14 protein-coding genes and 1 pseudogene are annotated in these 18,120 nt (G+C 45.1%); 6 read left to right on the forward strand and 9 right to left on the reverse strand.

The window, feature by feature from the left end; translation table 11 throughout:
• Window positions 1-214: 214 nt before the first annotated feature.
• Window positions 215-415, forward strand: coding sequence for a hypothetical protein (locus tag ITG10_RS20125; RefSeq protein ID WP_017057910.1), 201 nt, complete (start codon window positions 215-217; stop codon window positions 413-415).
• A 255-nt stretch (window positions 416-670) separates the two neighbouring features.
• Here ITG10_RS20125 and malK read toward each other — a convergent pair whose 3' ends face one another.
• Entirely contained in the window at window positions 671-1,783 is a 1,113-nt protein-coding gene (gene malK, locus ITG10_RS20130) for a maltose/maltodextrin ABC transporter ATP-binding protein MalK (RefSeq protein ID WP_017633183.1), read from the reverse strand.
• A gap of 665 nt (window positions 1,784-2,448) precedes the next feature.
• Between malK and malE the strand changes: the two genes are divergently transcribed.
• From malE to malG, 3 genes are all read left to right on the forward strand, one after another.
• Complete coding sequence (malE, locus tag ITG10_RS20135) at window positions 2,449-3,633, forward strand: maltose/maltodextrin ABC transporter substrate-binding protein MalE (protein WP_017633184.1); 1,185 nt, start codon at window positions 2,449-2,451, stop codon at window positions 3,631-3,633.
• A gap of 81 nt (window positions 3,634-3,714) precedes the next feature.
• A complete protein-coding gene (gene malF / locus ITG10_RS20140; protein ID WP_017633185.1) occupies window positions 3,715-5,286 on the forward strand; it encodes a maltose ABC transporter permease MalF in 1,572 nt (523 codons plus the stop codon).
• A gap of 11 nt (window positions 5,287-5,297) precedes the next feature.
• Window positions 5,298-6,188 (forward strand): maltose ABC transporter permease MalG, encoded by an 891-nt coding sequence (gene malG / locus ITG10_RS20145; RefSeq protein ID WP_017633186.1) that lies wholly within the window; start codon window positions 5,298-5,300, stop codon window positions 6,186-6,188.
• A gap of 638 nt (window positions 6,189-6,826) precedes the next feature.
• Here malG and ITG10_RS20150 read toward each other — a convergent pair.
• From ITG10_RS20150 to ITG10_RS20165, 4 genes are all read right to left on the reverse strand, one after another.
• The gene (locus tag ITG10_RS20150; protein WP_026084480.1) at window positions 6,827-7,072 is read right to left on the reverse strand and encodes a hypothetical protein; all 246 of its coding nucleotides are present in this window, start codon (window positions 7,070-7,072) and stop codon (window positions 6,827-6,829) included.
• Window positions 7,073-7,337: 265 nt separating this feature from the next.
• Window positions 7,338-7,841: an acyl-CoA thioesterase gene (locus ITG10_RS20155; RefSeq protein ID WP_008215795.1), complete on the reverse strand. Its 504-nt coding sequence runs from the start codon at window positions 7,839-7,841 to the stop codon at window positions 7,338-7,340.
• Window positions 7,842-8,227: 386 nt separating this feature from the next.
• Window positions 8,228-9,850 carry a peptide ABC transporter substrate-binding protein gene (locus ITG10_RS20160; RefSeq protein WP_017633189.1) on the reverse strand — a complete coding sequence of 541 codons (1,623 nt, stop codon included), beginning with the start codon at window positions 9,848-9,850 and terminating at the stop codon, window positions 8,228-8,230.
• A 230-nt stretch (window positions 9,851-10,080) separates the two neighbouring features.
• Window positions 10,081-10,977, reverse strand: a complete 897-nt coding sequence (locus ITG10_RS20165; protein WP_017633190.1) for a DMT family transporter — start codon at window positions 10,975-10,977, stop codon at window positions 10,081-10,083.
• 98 nt (window positions 10,978-11,075) lie between these two features.
• On the opposite strand from ITG10_RS20165, the gene ITG10_RS20170 reads away from it, so the two are divergent.
• Together ITG10_RS20170 and ITG10_RS20175 are read left to right on the forward strand one after the other, a co-directional pair.
• On the forward strand, window positions 11,076-11,864 hold the full coding sequence (locus tag ITG10_RS20170; RefSeq protein WP_026084481.1) for a helix-turn-helix transcriptional regulator: 789 nt from the start codon (window positions 11,076-11,078) through the stop codon (window positions 11,862-11,864).
• A 307-nt stretch (window positions 11,865-12,171) separates the two neighbouring features.
• Window positions 12,172-12,834: pseudogene (locus tag ITG10_RS20175) on the forward strand (endonuclease).
• A gap of 185 nt (window positions 12,835-13,019) precedes the next feature.
• On the opposite strand, the gene ITG10_RS20180 reads toward ITG10_RS20175, so the two are convergent.
• From ITG10_RS20180 to ITG10_RS20195, 4 genes are all read right to left on the reverse strand, one after another.
• On the reverse strand, window positions 13,020-13,370 hold the full coding sequence (locus tag ITG10_RS20180; protein WP_017633194.1) for a DUF3147 family protein: 351 nt from the start codon (window positions 13,368-13,370) through the stop codon (window positions 13,020-13,022).
• 144 nt (window positions 13,371-13,514) lie between these two features.
• Window positions 13,515-14,645 carry a lipocalin-like domain-containing protein gene (locus ITG10_RS20185; RefSeq protein WP_026084482.1) on the reverse strand — a complete coding sequence of 377 codons (1,131 nt, stop codon included), beginning with the start codon at window positions 14,643-14,645 and terminating at the stop codon, window positions 13,515-13,517.
• A gap of 11 nt (window positions 14,646-14,656) precedes the next feature.
• Complete coding sequence (locus tag ITG10_RS20190) at window positions 14,657-17,197, reverse strand: ABC transporter permease (RefSeq protein WP_017633196.1); 2,541 nt, start codon at window positions 17,195-17,197, stop codon at window positions 14,657-14,659.
• Entirely contained in the window at window positions 17,184-17,900 is a 717-nt protein-coding gene (locus tag ITG10_RS20195; protein ID WP_017633197.1) for an ABC transporter ATP-binding protein, read from the reverse strand. Before ITG10_RS20195 ends, ITG10_RS20190 begins: the two co-directional genes overlap by 14 nt.
• Window positions 17,901-18,120: the final 220 nt, after the last annotated feature.

Genomic DNA, 18,120 nt, shown 5'->3' on the forward strand with positions numbered 1-18,120 from the left:
CTTGAATACCTTAGGCCATAGCATGGCTTAGATGGTTACATAGACTAAGAGCTGGATTCATTTAATCGTGGACCCAGCTCTTTTTGTTTTGTGGTTTTATTTTCTTCTAACTGACCTTGGCTTGATCTGGTTTCGGGCTTTAAACTCAATCACCCTAGCATCACAGGGCGTAAATGAGTAAAATCTGATTAGGTTTAATATTTAGGTAAGTATCATGAGCGATTTTGAAAAAGAGCTAGAGCAGATGACTCAAGAGATGGGCGATGAGCCAGAGGTAAAACTGCCATCACTTGAAGAGCAAAAAGCGATCGTTGCTGAATTTAAGCGACTAGAAGCGGAAGGCAAACTGACTCCAGAAGTGTTGGAAAAGCATTTTGGCCAGTTCAACAAAAAAAGTGATACACCAATCCACTAAGCTTAAGATACGTCCTCTCTTTTAAGTCATGGTTTTAAGTAATGGTTTTGAGTGACAGTTTGAAGTGATTGGTTGAGCCGAGGCTCTAACTGAACAGATAAAGGTCTAGCACATGCTAGGCCTTTTTTATTGTCTGTCGATAATGTAATAGTGAAGGCAATGCGTATTACTGATTAAGAGCTTACAGAAAGAAAAATCCCCCTTACAAGGTAAGAGGGATTGGATTTGGACAGTTATCGATTAACAGAGAATCGATTAATCAGTACCGTACTCTTTGTATAGACGACGACATGCTCGGCCATCGCTGTGGAACAAGTGACAACGGTGCGCTGGAATGCCAATCGCTAGTTTGTCGCCAGGTTCAACCGTTAGCGTGTCTGGTTGACGGTAGATAACGTCAGCATCTGCGCTTTCAAGGTTTAGGTAAACTTGAGTTTCATTACCTAGCTTCTCGACGATCATTACTTCGCCTTCAATCGTTGCATCACCTGCTTCAGCAGACATCAAGTGCTCAGGGCGAACACCTAGAGACATACGGTCGCCAACGTTAACGGTTGTACCATCAACAGGGATCCAGAAAGTCATGCCGTTTGAAAGCTGAACCAATACGCGTTCTGCTTCAGCCTGTTCAATGTGTACAGACATAAAGTTCATCTTCGGCGAGCCAATAAAGCCAGCAACGAAACGGTTTTGAGGGTAGTGGTATAGGTCAAGTGGCTTACCAACTTGAGATACGTAACCGCCATCAAGAACAACAATCTTATCGGCCATTGTCATCGCTTCCACTTGGTCGTGGGTAACGTAGATCATGGTGCAACCAAGTTGACGTTGTAGCTTAGTGATTTGTGAACGCATTTGAACACGCAGCGCAGCATCTAGGTTAGATAGCGGTTCATCCAGTAGGAATACGTTAGGTTGAGAAACCAGAGTACGACCAATGGCAACACGTTGACGTTGACCGCCAGAAAGTGCTTTTGGTTGACGCTCTAGTAAGTGACCAAGCTGAAGGATTTCAGCGGCATGCTCAACACGCTTATCAATCTCAGCTTTATCTGCGTTCGCTAGCTTAAGACCAAAAGACATGTTGTCGTAAAGGTTCAGGTGAGGGTAAAGCGCGTAAGATTGGAACACCATACCTACGCCACGCTTTGATGGCTCAACGTCGTTCATGCGTTGGTCGCCAATGTACAAATCACCAGACGTAATGTCTTCTAGACCTGCGATACAACGTAATAGCGTCGATTTACCACAACCTGATGGTCCAACGAATACTACGAATTCACCTTCGTTGATGTCTAAGGTTACGTCCTTAGAAATCTGTACATCACCATATGATTTATAAACGTTTTTTAACGTGACACTCGCCATCTAGCTTGTCCTCGATCGATCAAATTTTAAGTTTTACTGCTTATCATTATAAGAAATTTTTGGGTCAGCAGTAACTGTAGGAATTGGTAAGTATTGAGTGAGTAAGAAAAAAAGTGGGTGAGACTTGGATTCTGTAACCAAGCCCACCCGTCATAGCCAAACTGGTGCCTATTTCCCCCACATCCAGCTAAACCTCCCCCGTGATTCAATCACAGATTTAGCTCGATGCTTAATAAAGACAACAGCGGGCAGTGAAGCCAGCTTAATGAACAATGTGGTTACACACGACACTTGCTGGTAAAGGGTTCTTACTATCCACTCTTGGATGAATGCAGTTTCCGTGAATTGGCGGAAGGGTACATCCTCCTAATAGAAAATTAACTAGGGGGAGTAGGAGGGGAGGAGTAGATATAGGGGGTTAATAATAATTGGCGATCCAGTTCAAATAAATCCACCACATAACGGTGATGTTGATCACGATGAGTATGTGTTTTGTGATTCTAGTCTCTAATCTGACCGGATGGCGATCACGAATTTAAGCCATAATAGCTAGGGCGTAGTGGCTAGGATGATGAGCTAGGGTCTGTTTTCTCAGATCATAACCTCCGAAAACTGGCTCGTCTTGGTAGATGTGCCCTACGTATAAATATAAAAAGGATATTCACATGAAAAACGCTCTAAGCGCTGTAGCTCTAGGTACATTGGTTGCTCTGGGTTCTTTTGGTGCAAACGCTGCTATCGAAGAAGGACAACTAACAATCTGGGTAGGTGGTGACAAAGCTTATGAAGGCATGGCTGAAGTAGGTAAACGCTTCGAAGAAGATACTGGTGTTAAAGTAACAGTTGCTTTCCCTGACAAGCTAGAAGAGAAATTCCCTCAAGTAGCAGCAGCTGGCGACGGCCCAGATATGATCTTCTACGCACACGACCGTTTTGGCGGCTATGCAGAAGCGGGTCTTCTTGTAGATATCAAACCTTCTAAAGAGACTAAAGAAGGTATCGTAGACTTCGCATGGGACGCTGTTTCTTACGAAGGTAAAACAATCGCATACCCTGTTGCCGTTGAGTCAGTTTCTCTAATCTACAACAAAGCACTTGTTCCTAACCCACCTAAGTCTTGGGAAGAAATCCCAGCACTTAATGCTGAACTTCAGAAAGACGGAAAGAAAGCGATCATGTGGCCTCTACGTGGCGGCGCTTACTTCACATGGCCTCTACTTGCAGCTGACGGCGGTTACGCATTCAAACAGACTGCAGAAGGTTACGACATTAAAGATGCGGGCGTAGCGACTGACGGTGTTCAGAAGTCTCTAGGTTTCATCGAGAAGATGGTACAAGACAAAGTTATCTCTGCAGACATGGATTACTCAGTAGCTGAGTCTGAATTCGTTGCAGGTAACGTTGCAATGACAATCAACGGCCCTTGGGGTTGGGAAAACATCAAGAAAGCTGGCGTAGACTACGGTGTAACAACGCTACCTAAGTTCAACGGTAAAGCGTCTAAACCTTTCGTTGGTGTATGGGCTGGTGGTATCAGCACTGCTTCTCCAAACCGCGACCTAGCTGTTGAGTTCATGGAAAACTACCTACTAACTGATGAAGGTATGAAGAGCCTGAATGACGACAAGCCACTAGGCGCTGTTGCTCTTAACTCTTTCCAACGTCAACTAGACAGCGATACTCGTATTGCAGCAACAATGGACAACGCGATGAACGGCGAAATCATGCCTAACATTCCTCAGTTCACAACGTTCTGGTACAGCATGGAAGAAGCGATCGGCAACGTAGTTGACGGCCGTCAATCAGTAGACGAAGCACTAAAAGCTGCTGAAGGTCGTATGACTAAATAACAACCAAGCACTACCTTTTAAGGAGAGGGCAACCTCTCCTTACTTTTCTATTTTTTATCTATATCGCTAGCAGGTTCCTCTATGCAGTCAGTTCAAGGTACAGATGCTATCCCAGCACCATCAAGCCTTCCAGGCAGTAAAAGCGTCTTCATCAAATGGGGGTTGCTTGGTAGCGTTGGCTTAATTAACGGCTACGCTACAATTCTAATGTATTCTCGCGGTGAGCTCGCTTTTGCGTTGCTTACAGTGATCTTAACGGCTTTGGCACTTTACATTTTTGGTAGTAAGAAAACTTACGCCCACCGTTATATTTACCCAGGTATTGCCGGAATGATCTTGTTCATTCTTTTCCCATTGGCATACACCGTAGGGCTTGCGTTTACAAACTACAGCGCAAAAAACCAGCTTTCTCTAGAACGTACTCAAACCGTTCTTTTAGACCGCACTTTCCAAAGTGGTGATAGCTACCCATTCACTTTGTACAAGACTGACGACGGTCACCAGATCGTGGTTAAAGATGGCGATCAACTATTAGCGACTGACGTATTCTCTTTAGACAATATGACAGCGACAGAAATGGACCTATCTGCAATCGAGTCTACGCAAGGTGAAAAAGAGAAGATCAAAGCGATCATCCAAAACCGAGCAGCGATCAGTGGTGTTGATTTCAATCTACCGGACGGTGGTGACATCCGCATGAGTGGCTTACGTAAGTTCGCTTCTGTTGCTCCGCTTTACACCCTTCAGGATGATGACGAAACGTTAATCAACAACGAAACGGGTGATGTTCTTAAGCCAAATATGGACTTAGGTTTCTACCAACCTGTTGATGCCAATGGTGAGTTTACAGGTAACACAATCTCTCCGGGCTTCGTTGTTAGCATTGGTACACATAACTTTGAACGTGTGTGGAAAGATGAAGGCATCAAAGAACCTTTCATCAGCATCTTTATTTGGACGGTTATCTTCTCTGTATGTACCGTAGTGTTCACACTTGTCATCGGTCTTGTACTGGCGAACATCGTACAGTGGGAAGAATTGAAAGGCCGCTCTATTTATCGTGTTCTACTGATTCTGCCTTACGCAGTACCAGCGTTCATCTCGATTCTTATCTTTAAGGGTTTATTCAACCAGAGCTTTGGTGAGATCAACATGGTGCTCGAGAATATCTTCGGCTTAAGCCCGAACTGGTTCTCAGACCCAATTCTTGCGAAAACCATGGTGTTGATTGTTAACACATGGCTAGGTTTCCCTTACATGATGATTCTATGTATGGGCTTGCTGAAAGCGATTCCTGATGACTTATACGAAGCGTCAGCAATTGACGGTGCGAACTTCCTTGATAACTTCAAGCGCATCACATTCCCATTGATGATTAAACCGCTTACACCGCTACTGATTGCAGCGTTTGCCTTTAACTTCAATAACTTCGTAATGATTCAACTATTGACGAACGGTGGCCCGAACATGATTGGTACTTCTGAGCCAGCGGGTTACACAGACTTGCTTGTAAGCTACACGTACCGAATTGCATTCGAAGGCGGCGGCGGTCAAGACTTCGGTCTAGCAAGTGCAATCGCAACGCTTATCTTCCTATTGGTTGGTGCACTAGCGTTACTAAACCTTCGTTTCACTAAACTGTCTCAAGATTAAGGAGCACGACAATGGCTATGGTACAAGGTAAAGGCCTTAAATACCGAGTGTGGGCAACGCATGCAGTGTTGTGGTGCTTCTTGGCAATGATTATCTTCCCACTTCTGATGATCATCGCGATCTCATTCCGTGAAGGTAACTTCGCAACGGGTAGCTTGATTCCAGACAATCCATCACTGGAGCACTGGAAACTAGCACTGGGTATTTCAGTAACAAACGCAGATGGCTCGGTAACGCCACCTCCATTCCCTGTTCTAACGTGGTTATGGAACTCGGTTAAAGTAGCGGGTGTGACGTCTATCTTGATTGTGGCACTGTCTACGACATCGGCTTACGCATTTGCTCGTATGCGCTTCAAGGGTAAAGAAACTATCCTGAAAGCGATGATGATTTTCCAAATGTTCCCAGCGGTACTTGCTCTAGTGGCTATCTACGCGTTGTTCGACAAACTTGGTCAATACATCCCGTTCCTAGGCTTGAACACGCATGGCGGTCTGATCTTCTCTTACCTAGGCGGTATCGCACTGCACGTTTGGACGATTAAAGGCTACTTTGAAACGATTGATAACTCTTTGGAAGAGGCTGCAGCACTGGATGGTGCAACGCCTTGGCAAGCATTCAGACTGGTTCTACTGCCATTGTCTGTGCCAATCCTAGCCGTTGTGTTTATTCTGTCGTTCATTGCAACAGTAGGTGAAGTACCAGTAGCGTCTATCCTGCTTACAGATGTGAACTCTTACACGCTAGCAGTAGGTATGCAGCAATACCTATACCCTCAGAACTACCTATGGGGTGACTTTGCGGCAGCGGCTGTACTTTCAGCACTTCCGATTACTATCGTGTTCTTACTTGCTCAACGTTGGTTAGTTGGCGGTTTGACGGCAGGTGGTGTAAAAGGATAAGCTGTATCCCATAAGAAAGAAAAAGAGCGACCTTCGTGGTCGCTCTATATTGGCATTTTTATTACATCATTTGGTTTGGCCGCCGATCAGTAATAAAAATAACCCTCAGGTTACGCATAGCTGGCTACTAATCAGGTTCCTTACGCTATTAATGATTAGTGGTTTTTGTAACTCTAACCCAGGTATTTACTTGGGTTTTTTTATGCCTGCTACTTTTTGCTTTGTCTTTGCGTCTGCTTTACTCGTCAACTCTTGTATCCATCACCGTTACTGTGCTGATAACCGCTTTAATATTAAAAGCTTCGAGTCACTTCTCTCCTACACCTTTCTTGACTCATTCCTCTTACTTGAAGGCATGAACGAGTCTCACAAATCAGACACTCAGTATAAGGGGCTGTTGATCTATTGATATATTGCTAATAATCCAATGCGTGATACTTCAATGATTTGTATGCAACAAGTGCTGAAATTGCAGAGAAAGTGCATATAGGAACGGGATGTGGCTGTGAGTTTTGAAGAGTCATAATTCAGACTAATTGAATGGTGTTAGATCTATAGCTGAAGGTTAACAATAAAAGCACTAGGCTGGATTAACTTGAAATGGGTAGCGATAAAATGTGAGTAATGAGTTCTAGCCACTAGAACTCTTTGCTTGAAGGTGCACACCCTAGATGCTGCAGCAACACATAGATGCTTTCTTGATCGAGTGCGACACGACGAAACAGATCCGCAAACGTTGGATCACCACCGAAGCACGTCTGGATGTAGTGATTAATTTCATTACTGTCGTAACCCTCGACGTACAAGGTTCTAACCCATTGATACTCAACAGCCTTCAAATTGTTCAGTGTAGATTCGCTAAGAGTGGGGCGTGTGACGCTCAAGTGTGGCTCCGGGAAATTCAAATACATCCATTATGATTGGCGGTATTTAATCAGAGCTAAATGACGACTTTATGACAGTCAAAATAATTCTTTGAACTCGTGTCGATTCATTTCAACCTTTGGCTGAGTATCACGCTCTAGAAGCTGTATTGAGTGCTTCGCCGTTAATTGAGAACGTTAGATAAATAAATGCCAAGCGGCGGCTTGGCATTGAAATAGTGGGTATTGAAAGAGCTTGGTTGCAAGGCAGGGCTAGTGATTAACCCTATTTAAGGTACTTCACGTGCGCTTCCATCTCTTCGCCGATTTGCTTTCGCATGTTCATTAGGCGGATAGCGGAATCTCTCAATTCGATGTCTTCTGGTGTTTCTGGCACCCATTCAGGCACCTTAGTCGGGTTACCGTTTTCATCAACTGCCACCATAATCACGATACAGTGAGTGGTTAGACGGTTATTCAACTCTTTAGGGTCGCTCGCTTGTACATCTATCGCAATGTGCATAGAAGACGAACCGGTATAGATGACTTTCGCACTTACCTCTACTAGGTTGCCTACATGGATTGGGGCAACAAATCGAATACCACCAGCGTAGGCCGTAATGCAATATTTGCCACTCCACCCAGCAGAACAAGCATAGGCAGCTAAATCGATCCACTTCATTGCTGCGCCACCATGAACTTTACCACCAAAGTTCACATCCCCGGGTTCAGCTAAAAAACGCAGAGTAACGTCTCGTTTACCATCTTGTCGGCTATTGTTACTGCTCATCTATCTTCCTTCATTATTATTGTGCTGCATAACATGCTTGTTACTTGCTAATAACAATATACATAAGATGATAGAAATTAAAGCGGATAATCTCACGGTTAAGACTATTTTTTTCAAACGGATGACGAACCGATGAACATTGATGGTTATTGAGTTTCAAGGTGAGAGATAAACACGGAAAGACAATCGAGAGTACGCCAAAAGAAAGGGGTGATTGCAAAAAAAAACACCTAGCGTAATGCTAGGTGTTTCTAAGCCTTTAGGTACTCATGTCGGTACCTTTTATTGTTTGCCAACTAACCGTTGCTTGTTTGGTTTAGTTAAAGTGACTTTATCGTAATTACCACCAAAGTGGTAGCCAAAACTATTTATTCTTCAGCTCACTTTTACTCTTTTATGAAGTATAGATCCTTCGCGTAGATATTTCCTTTCGGATTGTTGTTAGGGAAGCCTTTGAGTGTATTTCGCACTAATCGAGTGTGATTGTAGTGATATAAAGGCATAACTGCTGCTGATTCGTTAAGTAGTGATTCAGCATGCTGGTATAAAGCAAAGCGATTAGCCTGATCTTCCGTTTTGCTCGCTTTCTGTAACAGCTCATCAAAATCAGTGTTACAGAAACCACTCTCGTTAGCTGTGTGGCCACATGTGAAGGCTTCTAGTAGCGCTGAGGGTTCTGGGTAGTCACCAAATGCCCATGAGCGAGCAAGCTGATAATCTCCCGCTCCTTTAGCTGCGACATATGCCTTCCACTCCATATTCTCTAGTTCTACCTTCACGCCAAGCGGTTTCCACATCGAAGCAATCGCGATGGCGATCTTTTTGTGGTTCTCGCTGGTGTTATACGTGAGTGTGAATGTAAGTGGGTTCTCTTTGTTGTACCCAGCTTCTTCGAGTAACTGTTTGGCCTTTGCTTGGCGCTGTGAGCTATCAAGCGCTTCGAATAAAGACTTAGGCGCCGTGTAATTCGGGATATTATTAGGTGTCACGCTGCAAGCTTGAGGTTCGCCTTGGCCTGTTACTTTATCGACCAATATGTCTCGGTCGACCGCCATACTCAGCGCTTGTCGAACTCTGACATCATCAAACGGAGCTTGACGAGTATTGAACGAATAAACATACGATCCTAATAACGCTTGCGCCTTAATCTGTTCAGGGCTCTCTTTGACAAGCTTTTGGTAATACTCAAGCTGAACGCGGTTCGTCATATCAATCTCACCAGACTGATAACGAATCAGCTCTGCGTTTTGAGAGGATAAACCTAGGTAGGTCACCTTATTGATGACAGTTGAAGTGTTATCCCAGTAATTTGAGTTTCTGGTGACTTCGACGTATTCATTGGGTACCCATTTGCTGAGCGTGTAAGCGCCATTAGTCGCGATATTTTCCGCGCGAGTCCATTGGTCTCCCTTCTCTTCAACCAACTTAGAAGGCAGAGGGAAGAAGGTCTTGATACTCATTAAACTCATGAAATAGGGCGTAGGCTTTGAAAGCGAGATCTCTACCGTGCGATCGTCTAGTGCTTGAATACCAAGCTCTGATGGATCTTTATCCCCAGCAAGAATCTCGCTGGCATTAACGATATTTGCCGTCGAGAACACAAATCCGGTGTTGTTACCCGTTTTCGGAGACACGGCACGCTGCCAACCAAACACAAAGTCTGATGCGGTGACTGGTTCGCCATTCGACCACTTAAGGCCGCTTTTTAAAACGAACGTAACCGTCTTACCGCCGTTGCTGAATGTCCAACTTTCAGCTTGTCCTGGAATGATCTGCCCATCGCTGTTTTCGATCACGAAGCCTTCAAACATGTCATTGACGATGATGTCTCCGGGCATGCCTGAATTGACGAAACTTGGGTCGAGAGTATTGGGTTCGGCGCCATTACCACGAACAAAATGTTGCTCTTCAGCTAACGGAGTATCAGCTGTGATAGAGGCAGCGAAGCTTGAAGCAGACGTTAAAGCCAGCAGTGACGATATGATCACAGGCAGCGTTGGTTGGGTCATTGTAATTCCTTTTACAACTTAAACAGTACTCAGTGCATTAAACATGAATCGGTCGTTGGTTGCAACAACAGTAAGTGCGTATTAAAGGAATTTGAAAGTGTTGTGAATAAAATAAAAATGCCTGCGATAAAGCAGGCACTGTGGTGAAAGGTTGATTAGCGCATTATTGGTCGCCTAATTTACTCTACTCTACTCTAATCTAATCTAATCTAATCTAACCTAAGCGAAGTTTAGTTAGCTTGCTGAGGCAGGGGCGCTTCAAGCCTTGGTTTTCGTTTAATTTGAGCAAGAATAACGCCTGAAATCACCATCACACCACCAATGATATGGAACTGGTTAATCTCTTCACCTAGCCAGGTTGCAGCCAATACAATCGCAACAACAGGCAGCAAGTTCATGAACATCGCACTGGAATCGGCACCAATGGTATCAATCGCTTTTACCCACATCCAAGGCGCCAGAATAGAAGCCGCAACCGCTGCGTACGCAATCAAAGGAATTGCTTGTTGCGAAGGAATCAGTTGGTCGCTGGTCAGCCAAAGTGGTGCCAACATTGCGACTGCGAACATCCCCTGCACATAGATCACCACCCAGCTACTGATTGGCATTTTCCAACGTTTCAACAGCACACAGTAAGAGGCGTAAACAAATGCCGCGATTAGCATGTAACCATCGCCTTGAGTCAGTTCTTGATGAATAAAGAACAGCGGGTCACCTTTACCAAGCATTAGGGCTAATCCAGACAGAGACAACACACCGCCGACAATACTTAGGCTAGAAATCGACTTGTTGAGCAGTGGAACGCTCAGGAATACGCTGATCAACGGCACTAATGAAGTGATCAATGCCATGTTAGAAGCTGTTGTAGTTAGGCCCGCGTAGTAACCCAATGATTGGTTTAGCACCATGCCCAAAAAGCCAAGGAATGCCAATTTCGACAAGTTAGGTTTAATGATTGGCCACTGCTTGATAACCGAGCGGATACAGAAAGGCGTCAGGATTAACATTGCAATGAACCAACGGTAAAAACTCATCGCGCTCGGTTCGATAGTGCTTGCGGCCAGCTTATTGACGATCGCATTAGCACCCCAGATACAGACTGTGAAAAATGGTAAAAGATAATGCATGTGGTTTCCGTCGCAAATGAGTTGATGCGGCTAGTTTGACAGGTCGTTATACTTACAGATATCTTTAAAAAGACATCAGGCGCGATAGGAAGACAAGATTGAAAAAACACTCAAGAAACCTTCACCCATCCTTATCAATCGACAAGGCACCATCCAACGTATTTATGAATTTCGAAGCGTTCTTATCGAACACCGAAACTCGTGTGCATAGCCACCCTTGGGGACAGGTTCAGTTGATCAGCGGTGGGATTCTTGAAATGGAGGCAGAAGGAACACGCTTTCTCGCACCGCCACATCTAGCGATTTGGGTACCCGCCGGGGTCATGCACTGCAGTTATAACCGTAAACCATTGGACTACTGTTCTTTGAATATTGCACGTGAGTTAACTCAACATCTGCCTGAGAAAACCAGCCTTATTAAAATTACGCCGATCGTATCTTCGATCATCGATGACTTTCGCCAGCGTGACATCAATGTCGCACAAAGCGAACAAGATCAAAGGCTTGTACAGGTACTATTGGACCAATTGGCAGAGCGCCAAGTCGAGCATCACTTCTTACCCTCAACCGATAACAAGTATCTTGCGCCTATTCTGGCGGCCATCGAAGAGAACCCAACAGACGATATCTCTCTAAAGGATTGGGCAGAGAAAGTGCACGCAACCGAGCGAACTTTGTCACGTCATTGCCAAAGTGAATTAGGGATGAGCTTTACTGAGTGGCGACTGCGAGTGCGTTACTTGTACTCAATGGATCTGTTAAGAAACGGCCAGTCGGTTAAAGAGGTCGCCCTCACATTAGGCTACAACCAAGCGAGCCCCTTTATTAGCATGTTCAAGAAGTATTCCGGTCAAACGCCGGAGCAATATAAGAATCGCTTGTTGTAGGTTTTGTTTCGGTAGACATCAACGTCGAACACTGGATATTTGCTTTTTGAATAATAAATATCCAGCCGGATATTTTTATAAAATAAACAGATTGCATATAAACCCTGTTTTGTAGAGTATGAGTGGCACTCACCAGCGGTGGGGCATTACAACAATAATAAGGATACTCAACACAATGAAAATGCGTTTAAATCTCAGCGTTCTGCTGATTTCAACCGCTCTTAGTCCAGCTTCGCTTGCGAATACTACATACCCTAATGGTTACTACTTAGAAACTGAAGGACTGAGTGGAAATGCGTTAAAAGACATGCTTGGTGTGATTGCTGCTCGCGGGCAAAAGCAATTATCGTATAACCAAGTTTGGTCTGCATTGAAAGACACGAATGAAGATCCGAACAATTCGAATAACGTTATTCTGTATTACAGCGGTCGCTCACAATCTAAAGATTTTACCTCGTCGGGTAACAACGATAAAAATGCTTGGAACCGTGAACATCTTTGGCCTAAATCTTTTGGTTTTAAGCGTAAAGACCAATGGGGTTATACCGACATTCACCATCTACAATCAACCGATGCTGAGATTAACTTAATCCGTTCGAACAAAGACTTCGATTTTGGTGGGGCGCCATTGAAAAAGTCACCGCTTAACAAGACGGGTTACGACAGCTTTGAACCTAGAGATGCTGTTAAAGGGGATACCGCTCGTTCGCTTTTCTACATGGCCGTGCGCTATGAAGGAAATAACGCGAAAATGCCTGACTTGTATCTGGTTGATGATATGTCGAGTACGTCAGGTCAGCCTAAGGTTGGAAAGCTATGCACCTTACTTAAATGACATAATGCGGATCCAGTGGATGATTGGGAACGTAACCGCCACGAAAAAGCCGTTAAGTGGCAAGGCAACCGCAACCCCTTCATTGATAACCCAAGCTGGGTAAATGACATCTATAGCAGTAGATGTAACGGGTAATTGGTCGTTTAAATAAAACTCATCGGTAGCTATACTCCTGAAAAATAAAAAGGCCATCTTAGAGATGGCTTTTAATCAATAGCCTAAACATCAGCTCGATAAACACAACCCTCAATCTGAATGGAATTGCCGAACCTTGAGCGTCACATTGATAGCGGCTCGAACGTTTATTGCGGACTCTTTAACTATAAGAGGTTAATTCCAAAATGTTTGGCCAGCGTATTTACGACACCAAAACAGACAAACGATATAAGACAACTGAGCAATAACGTCGCCCAAAAGGAATATTTGCTCAGCAAATAAGGAAACAGTAAGAACATTGGAAGTGTTGGCACCACAAACCAGAACGTATAGAAAGCGTGGTTTGATAGTTTGTCGGAACCTTGGCCTTCGATATACATCCATATTAACGCGAGAATTGTGACTGTTGGCAAGGCTGCGACCAAAGCCCCAAGCTTGTCGCTACGCTTGGCAACTTCAGAGATAAGAACAACAATTGCAGCTGTCGTTAAATACTTGAAAACAATCCACCACATGTTGCGCTCCAAGCATAAATTAAAAGTTTAGCTGACTGAGTCTAAGTCGTGATACGAATTAGGCCGCTCGAAGCGTTACTAACGTGAGGTAGGAGACAAATTGGTGCTAAAAAGTAGTCTATAGCACCATAGCTATTGATATGTCTAATACCCGGTCAGCTCCATATACCCCGTGCCAGAATGTGTTCCTTTAATTGAGATAGGGCCTTCCCAATAGGGAACCGATAGTGGCATTTTTGCTTTGGGATTGAGTGCCGAGACTGTCAGTTCTATTTGCTGGCTTGGAATTGAAACCTGCCACTCTGTTGGGTAATCGCGTCCGTCGATTTCTGTTTGATTGACGGCAGTTAGGCTGATGTCTTGCTGTGAAATGGCAAGGCCAGAACCATCTTGTTGCATCAACCTTGCGCTAGCATAACTGGCTTCGCCTGTTGTTGAATTTCGTAGTTGGAACGCGACTAAGCTAGTCTCATCATTGAGCCTCAGTGCAAACCAATCCCAGCCTTGTTGTGAGTCGAGCAAGAACTGCGAGCTCCACTCTCTGTCTATCCAGCCTTTGCCTGAAACTTGATGGGTCACGCCATCAATCATCACGTTGCCCGATACATCGATGAATGGTTGGCTGTAGTAGTAGGAGGCGACTTTTCCATCGCTACTTTTGGTGCTGTAGCCTTGCTCACCCTGTTTTTGATAGGGAGCATCGCTGGTGAGTGTCAACGAGTAGCCAAACTGTTCTGACTTGGCGTTCAACGTGGCAGGGAATAGATCATTGCTTGATGAATTCCACTGCCAATCATCAAGATAGACTCGAAATGGTGAAGCACTTACGCCTGCCAATTCTGCTTGGTCGCGCGACCATTTTTCATCGGCATAGTGTTTCTCTTTGGTGGTGACAGCACTGTGCGCCATATAGATCTGCTGGCTTTGCCATACTGTTTGCTTAGGCAGCTTGGTTTGATTATCGTTTTCTTCTGAGGCAGAGGCAAAGCGGAATTGTGTCCATTGCACGCCTAGTTCATTGCCATTTTCATCAGTGAGGTTAGCGGTTAAATACCACCATTCATGGCGAAAGCTTGGGTGCGCTTGGTGGTCAGCAGGGAATTTGATTTCTACGCCTTTGACTACCGGTGTGAATTGATCATTCTGCTTTTGCTCATTGTTACTGCCGAGTATTGAACCCATATTTTGAGCGGATTTTGGATCGGCTTTGTCACAACCCCATAGAAATAACAGGTTAAGCAAGACTACGGACATTTTGATTAGCTTACTCTTCATATCAATGTTCATCACAACACCTCACTTTGCAAGCTAGACACCACAGGTTTACTGACCAAGCGCCATAAGGGGATGAGTGTCGCAATCACCGCCACAACAATCGTGATGAAGGAAATGCTGAGCGCATCGCTCCAATTCCACTGATAATTTAAGCTCCAACCAAAGGCTCGTAGGGTAACGATGTCGGTGAGCACGTAGCCCACCATCGCGCCTAGTGGAATGGCGATAACCAGAGTAAAGGCCACAAGCACAACGATTTGCCCGAGCACCATCACCATCAGTTTTTTTCGACTCACGCCAAGCGCATACAACCTTGCAATAGCGGCCTTACGTGCATCGAGCAACATAAAGCACGCACAGAACAAGCCAATGACGGCGACCATTAAGGTGACGCCATTAAGTGCTCGAGTGATGGCGAAGGTTTGTGAAAAGATATCTAAAGCGAGGGACTTGATCTGTGCTTGATCGTATAGCTGACTTGGGTGCAAATTCAGTTGTTGACGCAGATTTTCGTATACCTGTTGCTGGTCGCCAGATACTTTAATGCCTAGGCTAGTGGGCAAATCCGTAAAGCCGCTTTCAAGCCACAAATTAGGGGCAAGTAACACTTCGCCATTGGGTGAGCCGTAATCATGGAAAATTGCGCCAACCACCAGTGACTTGTCTGGGATGGAATCGAGCTTAAATTCGCTACTCAGTGATAAGCCAAGCTTCACTGCGGTAGGTTCGCTGATCGCCACGAGTTCACCTTGATAAAAACGCTGCCAAAAGTTATCAAGCTGCGACTGGAACACCATGGTTTGCTCTAATGTATCTTTGTCTTTAGTACCAAGTAACGTGGGCAGGCCCTGCAAGTTATCGTCGACATAGTATTGTTTATATACGGTTTCAACGTTCTCAAATTGTTCTAATGCGCGCTCGACATTAGCGATTTCGCCTTGAGCGGGGCTAACGTAAATGTCGGCATGCAAGCGTTGCTCTAACCATTGCTTTAGAGTGGATTCAAAGCTTCCAACTAAGGTATTCATTCCCATGTTGGTGGTAACCGCAAGCAGCAGTGCCATCATCGCGAGGGAGAGGGGAGATATTAGCTCTCGCAGTTCAGCAAACAGGTACTGCATCAATCCCGATTGGGTTCGCTGTTCACTCCAATTTGCTAACACACTGAGCGTTTTAGGTAGATATAAAGGAATCGATACTACTAATACACCAAGCCACGCCATAGTGAAGCGGTGATGTTCACTGAGCCACAAGCCCGCCAATGCGATAACGGTTAGCGTTAAACCAATAACAAACAATTGGTTTTCGTTCGAGTTTTCTGGCGCTTGGTAAAAACCGCCATGAGAAGAAAGCGGTTGTCTAACGCGTTGCTTAAAGTGCTGCCAGCATGCAACAAGCGTAGCCGCTAACGTAAGCAATAAGGCCTGTGCTAACCATGACCACTGCCATGTACCGGGCAAAAGTGTCGCGCCATAAAGTTGTTCAAGGGTTATCGCAACGGTGGGGTGGAGCCAATGGCTTAATTGAATCCCTAAAATGAAACCGAGTGAAGCGCCGAGGGTTACCAAAACGGTAAGCTCAACGAGCAAGGCAGAAAATACGATGCTTGGTGCAACGCCTGCTTGCTGAATTTGTACTAACAGTCGATTACGCTTCAGTAAGCTGTATTTCACGCCATTATAAGCGATGAACAAACCAACCAAGAACGCCAGTAAGCTCATGGCAGTGAGGTTGAGGTGAAAGCTGTCGGTAATAGAGCCGAGATCGGTACTCTGGTTATTGGTGATCCATTGCCCTTGATCGGCGAGCAGATTCTGCCATTTGTCTTGCGCATGGGTCTTGGTATCAAAAACAGCGATGTAGCTCAGTTGTCCTTGCTTGTTAAGCAATTGCTGGGCGAATCCAATGTCCATCAACATCCGACTACCTAGCTGCCATTCATCGGGCAGCACCACAACTTTTGTGATGACTTCATCGAGAAGGAGTGTTTCTACTTCGCCTAAGCTTTGATGTTGCGATTGGCTCATCATCACGATGGGCTTGCCAGCTAACAATAGAGGAAGGGGTAAGGCGCTGTTGAACAGAGATATGTTTTGACTATCTTCTGACGTACCATCGTTTTCGGCTGGCTTGTCGGTAGAATAGCGAGATCTTGAGGTGAGAGCTGCGATTAACTCACTGCCTTGTATCGACCAACGACGACCTTGCTCGTCTCTCACACGCCCTTCAATCACAGGTAGTATTGCGCTGAGTCCGTTTTGTCTTAGCTTGAAGTAGAGCGATTCTGGCAAATAGTTTTGCCCCGCTGGTGGAATTATAAGGTTTTGCGCTTGAGCACTCAGTTGCTCGGTGGATTCCGCATAGCTGCGTTTGGCATTGAGGTTGATCGCTTGCACTGCGACAAACAGGGTGACCGCTAACACGATACCAACCAAGATCGCAGCAGCTTGCAAAGGGGATTGTCGATAGTGCGCAGCGAATAGGTTTAGCGTAAGTTTTGTGTGAGCGATTTTGAGGCGATTTGATTCGGCTGCCCGCTTAGCTTTCAACATAAGAAATGTCACTCGCTTGCTTTTGGTTTAGATAGGCTCGCTTCAGCTTTCCATCATCTAACACCAGTCGTGTCTGCATAAAACTGGCACATTCCGGGCTGTGTGTCACCAGTAGTACCGCGGTGTTGCCTTGTGTGGTGATTTCGTTCAGTAGCCTCATTACTTCTAAACCGGCTTTGTGGTCGAGGTTACCGGTGGGTTCATCAGCAAGCAGCAGTTTCGGTTTATGAGCTAATGCACGTGCGATCGCCACTCGTTGTTGCTGGCCGCCAGAGAGTGCTGATACATGTCTATCGAGCAGTTCACTGATGCCTAGTGCTTCCACTAAATAATCACACCAGTCCCCCCATTTTTGTTGATTCAAATGCAACGGAAAGGCGATATTTTGTTTTACGTTGAGTGGGGTTAACAAGTTGAACTGCTGGAAGATAACGCCCAGTTTTTGATGGCGGAAGCGGCTCCATTGTGGGTCTTTCCAAACCGATGTGTTGTCACCATCGAGCCACAATTCACCTCCCGAAAGCGGTTCAAAGCCCGCGATGAGATTGAGTAGAGTACTTTTCCCGCTGCCACTTGCTCCTGTCAAAGCCACACTAGCGCCTGTCGCCAAAGTGAAGTCGACACTATCCAACACGCTATGGGTGTCTTTGCCGTCAACAAAGCTTTTACTGGCCTGTTTTAGCGTGACAACTGGGTTTTCCATTTCCTCTCCTTGTATCCAACAATGACTATCAAACTGTAGACAACAATTTCAAATAATAGAGCGATTTATATCGAATTATTAATAACTTGTACTTTGATAAGAGAGAAATAGATCAGTGAGAGGTGGAATTCGGACTCTCGTTGGGACTTTGAATTATCACATCGCCTTGGGTTATTTATTAGACGGTTTTTTACGGCATCTAAGGGTAGCCAATTCCAAC

Origin of the sequence: Vibrio sp. ED004 (assembly GCF_023206395.1) — a bacterium.
In the GTDB taxonomy this organism is placed as follows: domain Bacteria; phylum Pseudomonadota; class Gammaproteobacteria; order Enterobacterales; family Vibrionaceae; genus Vibrio.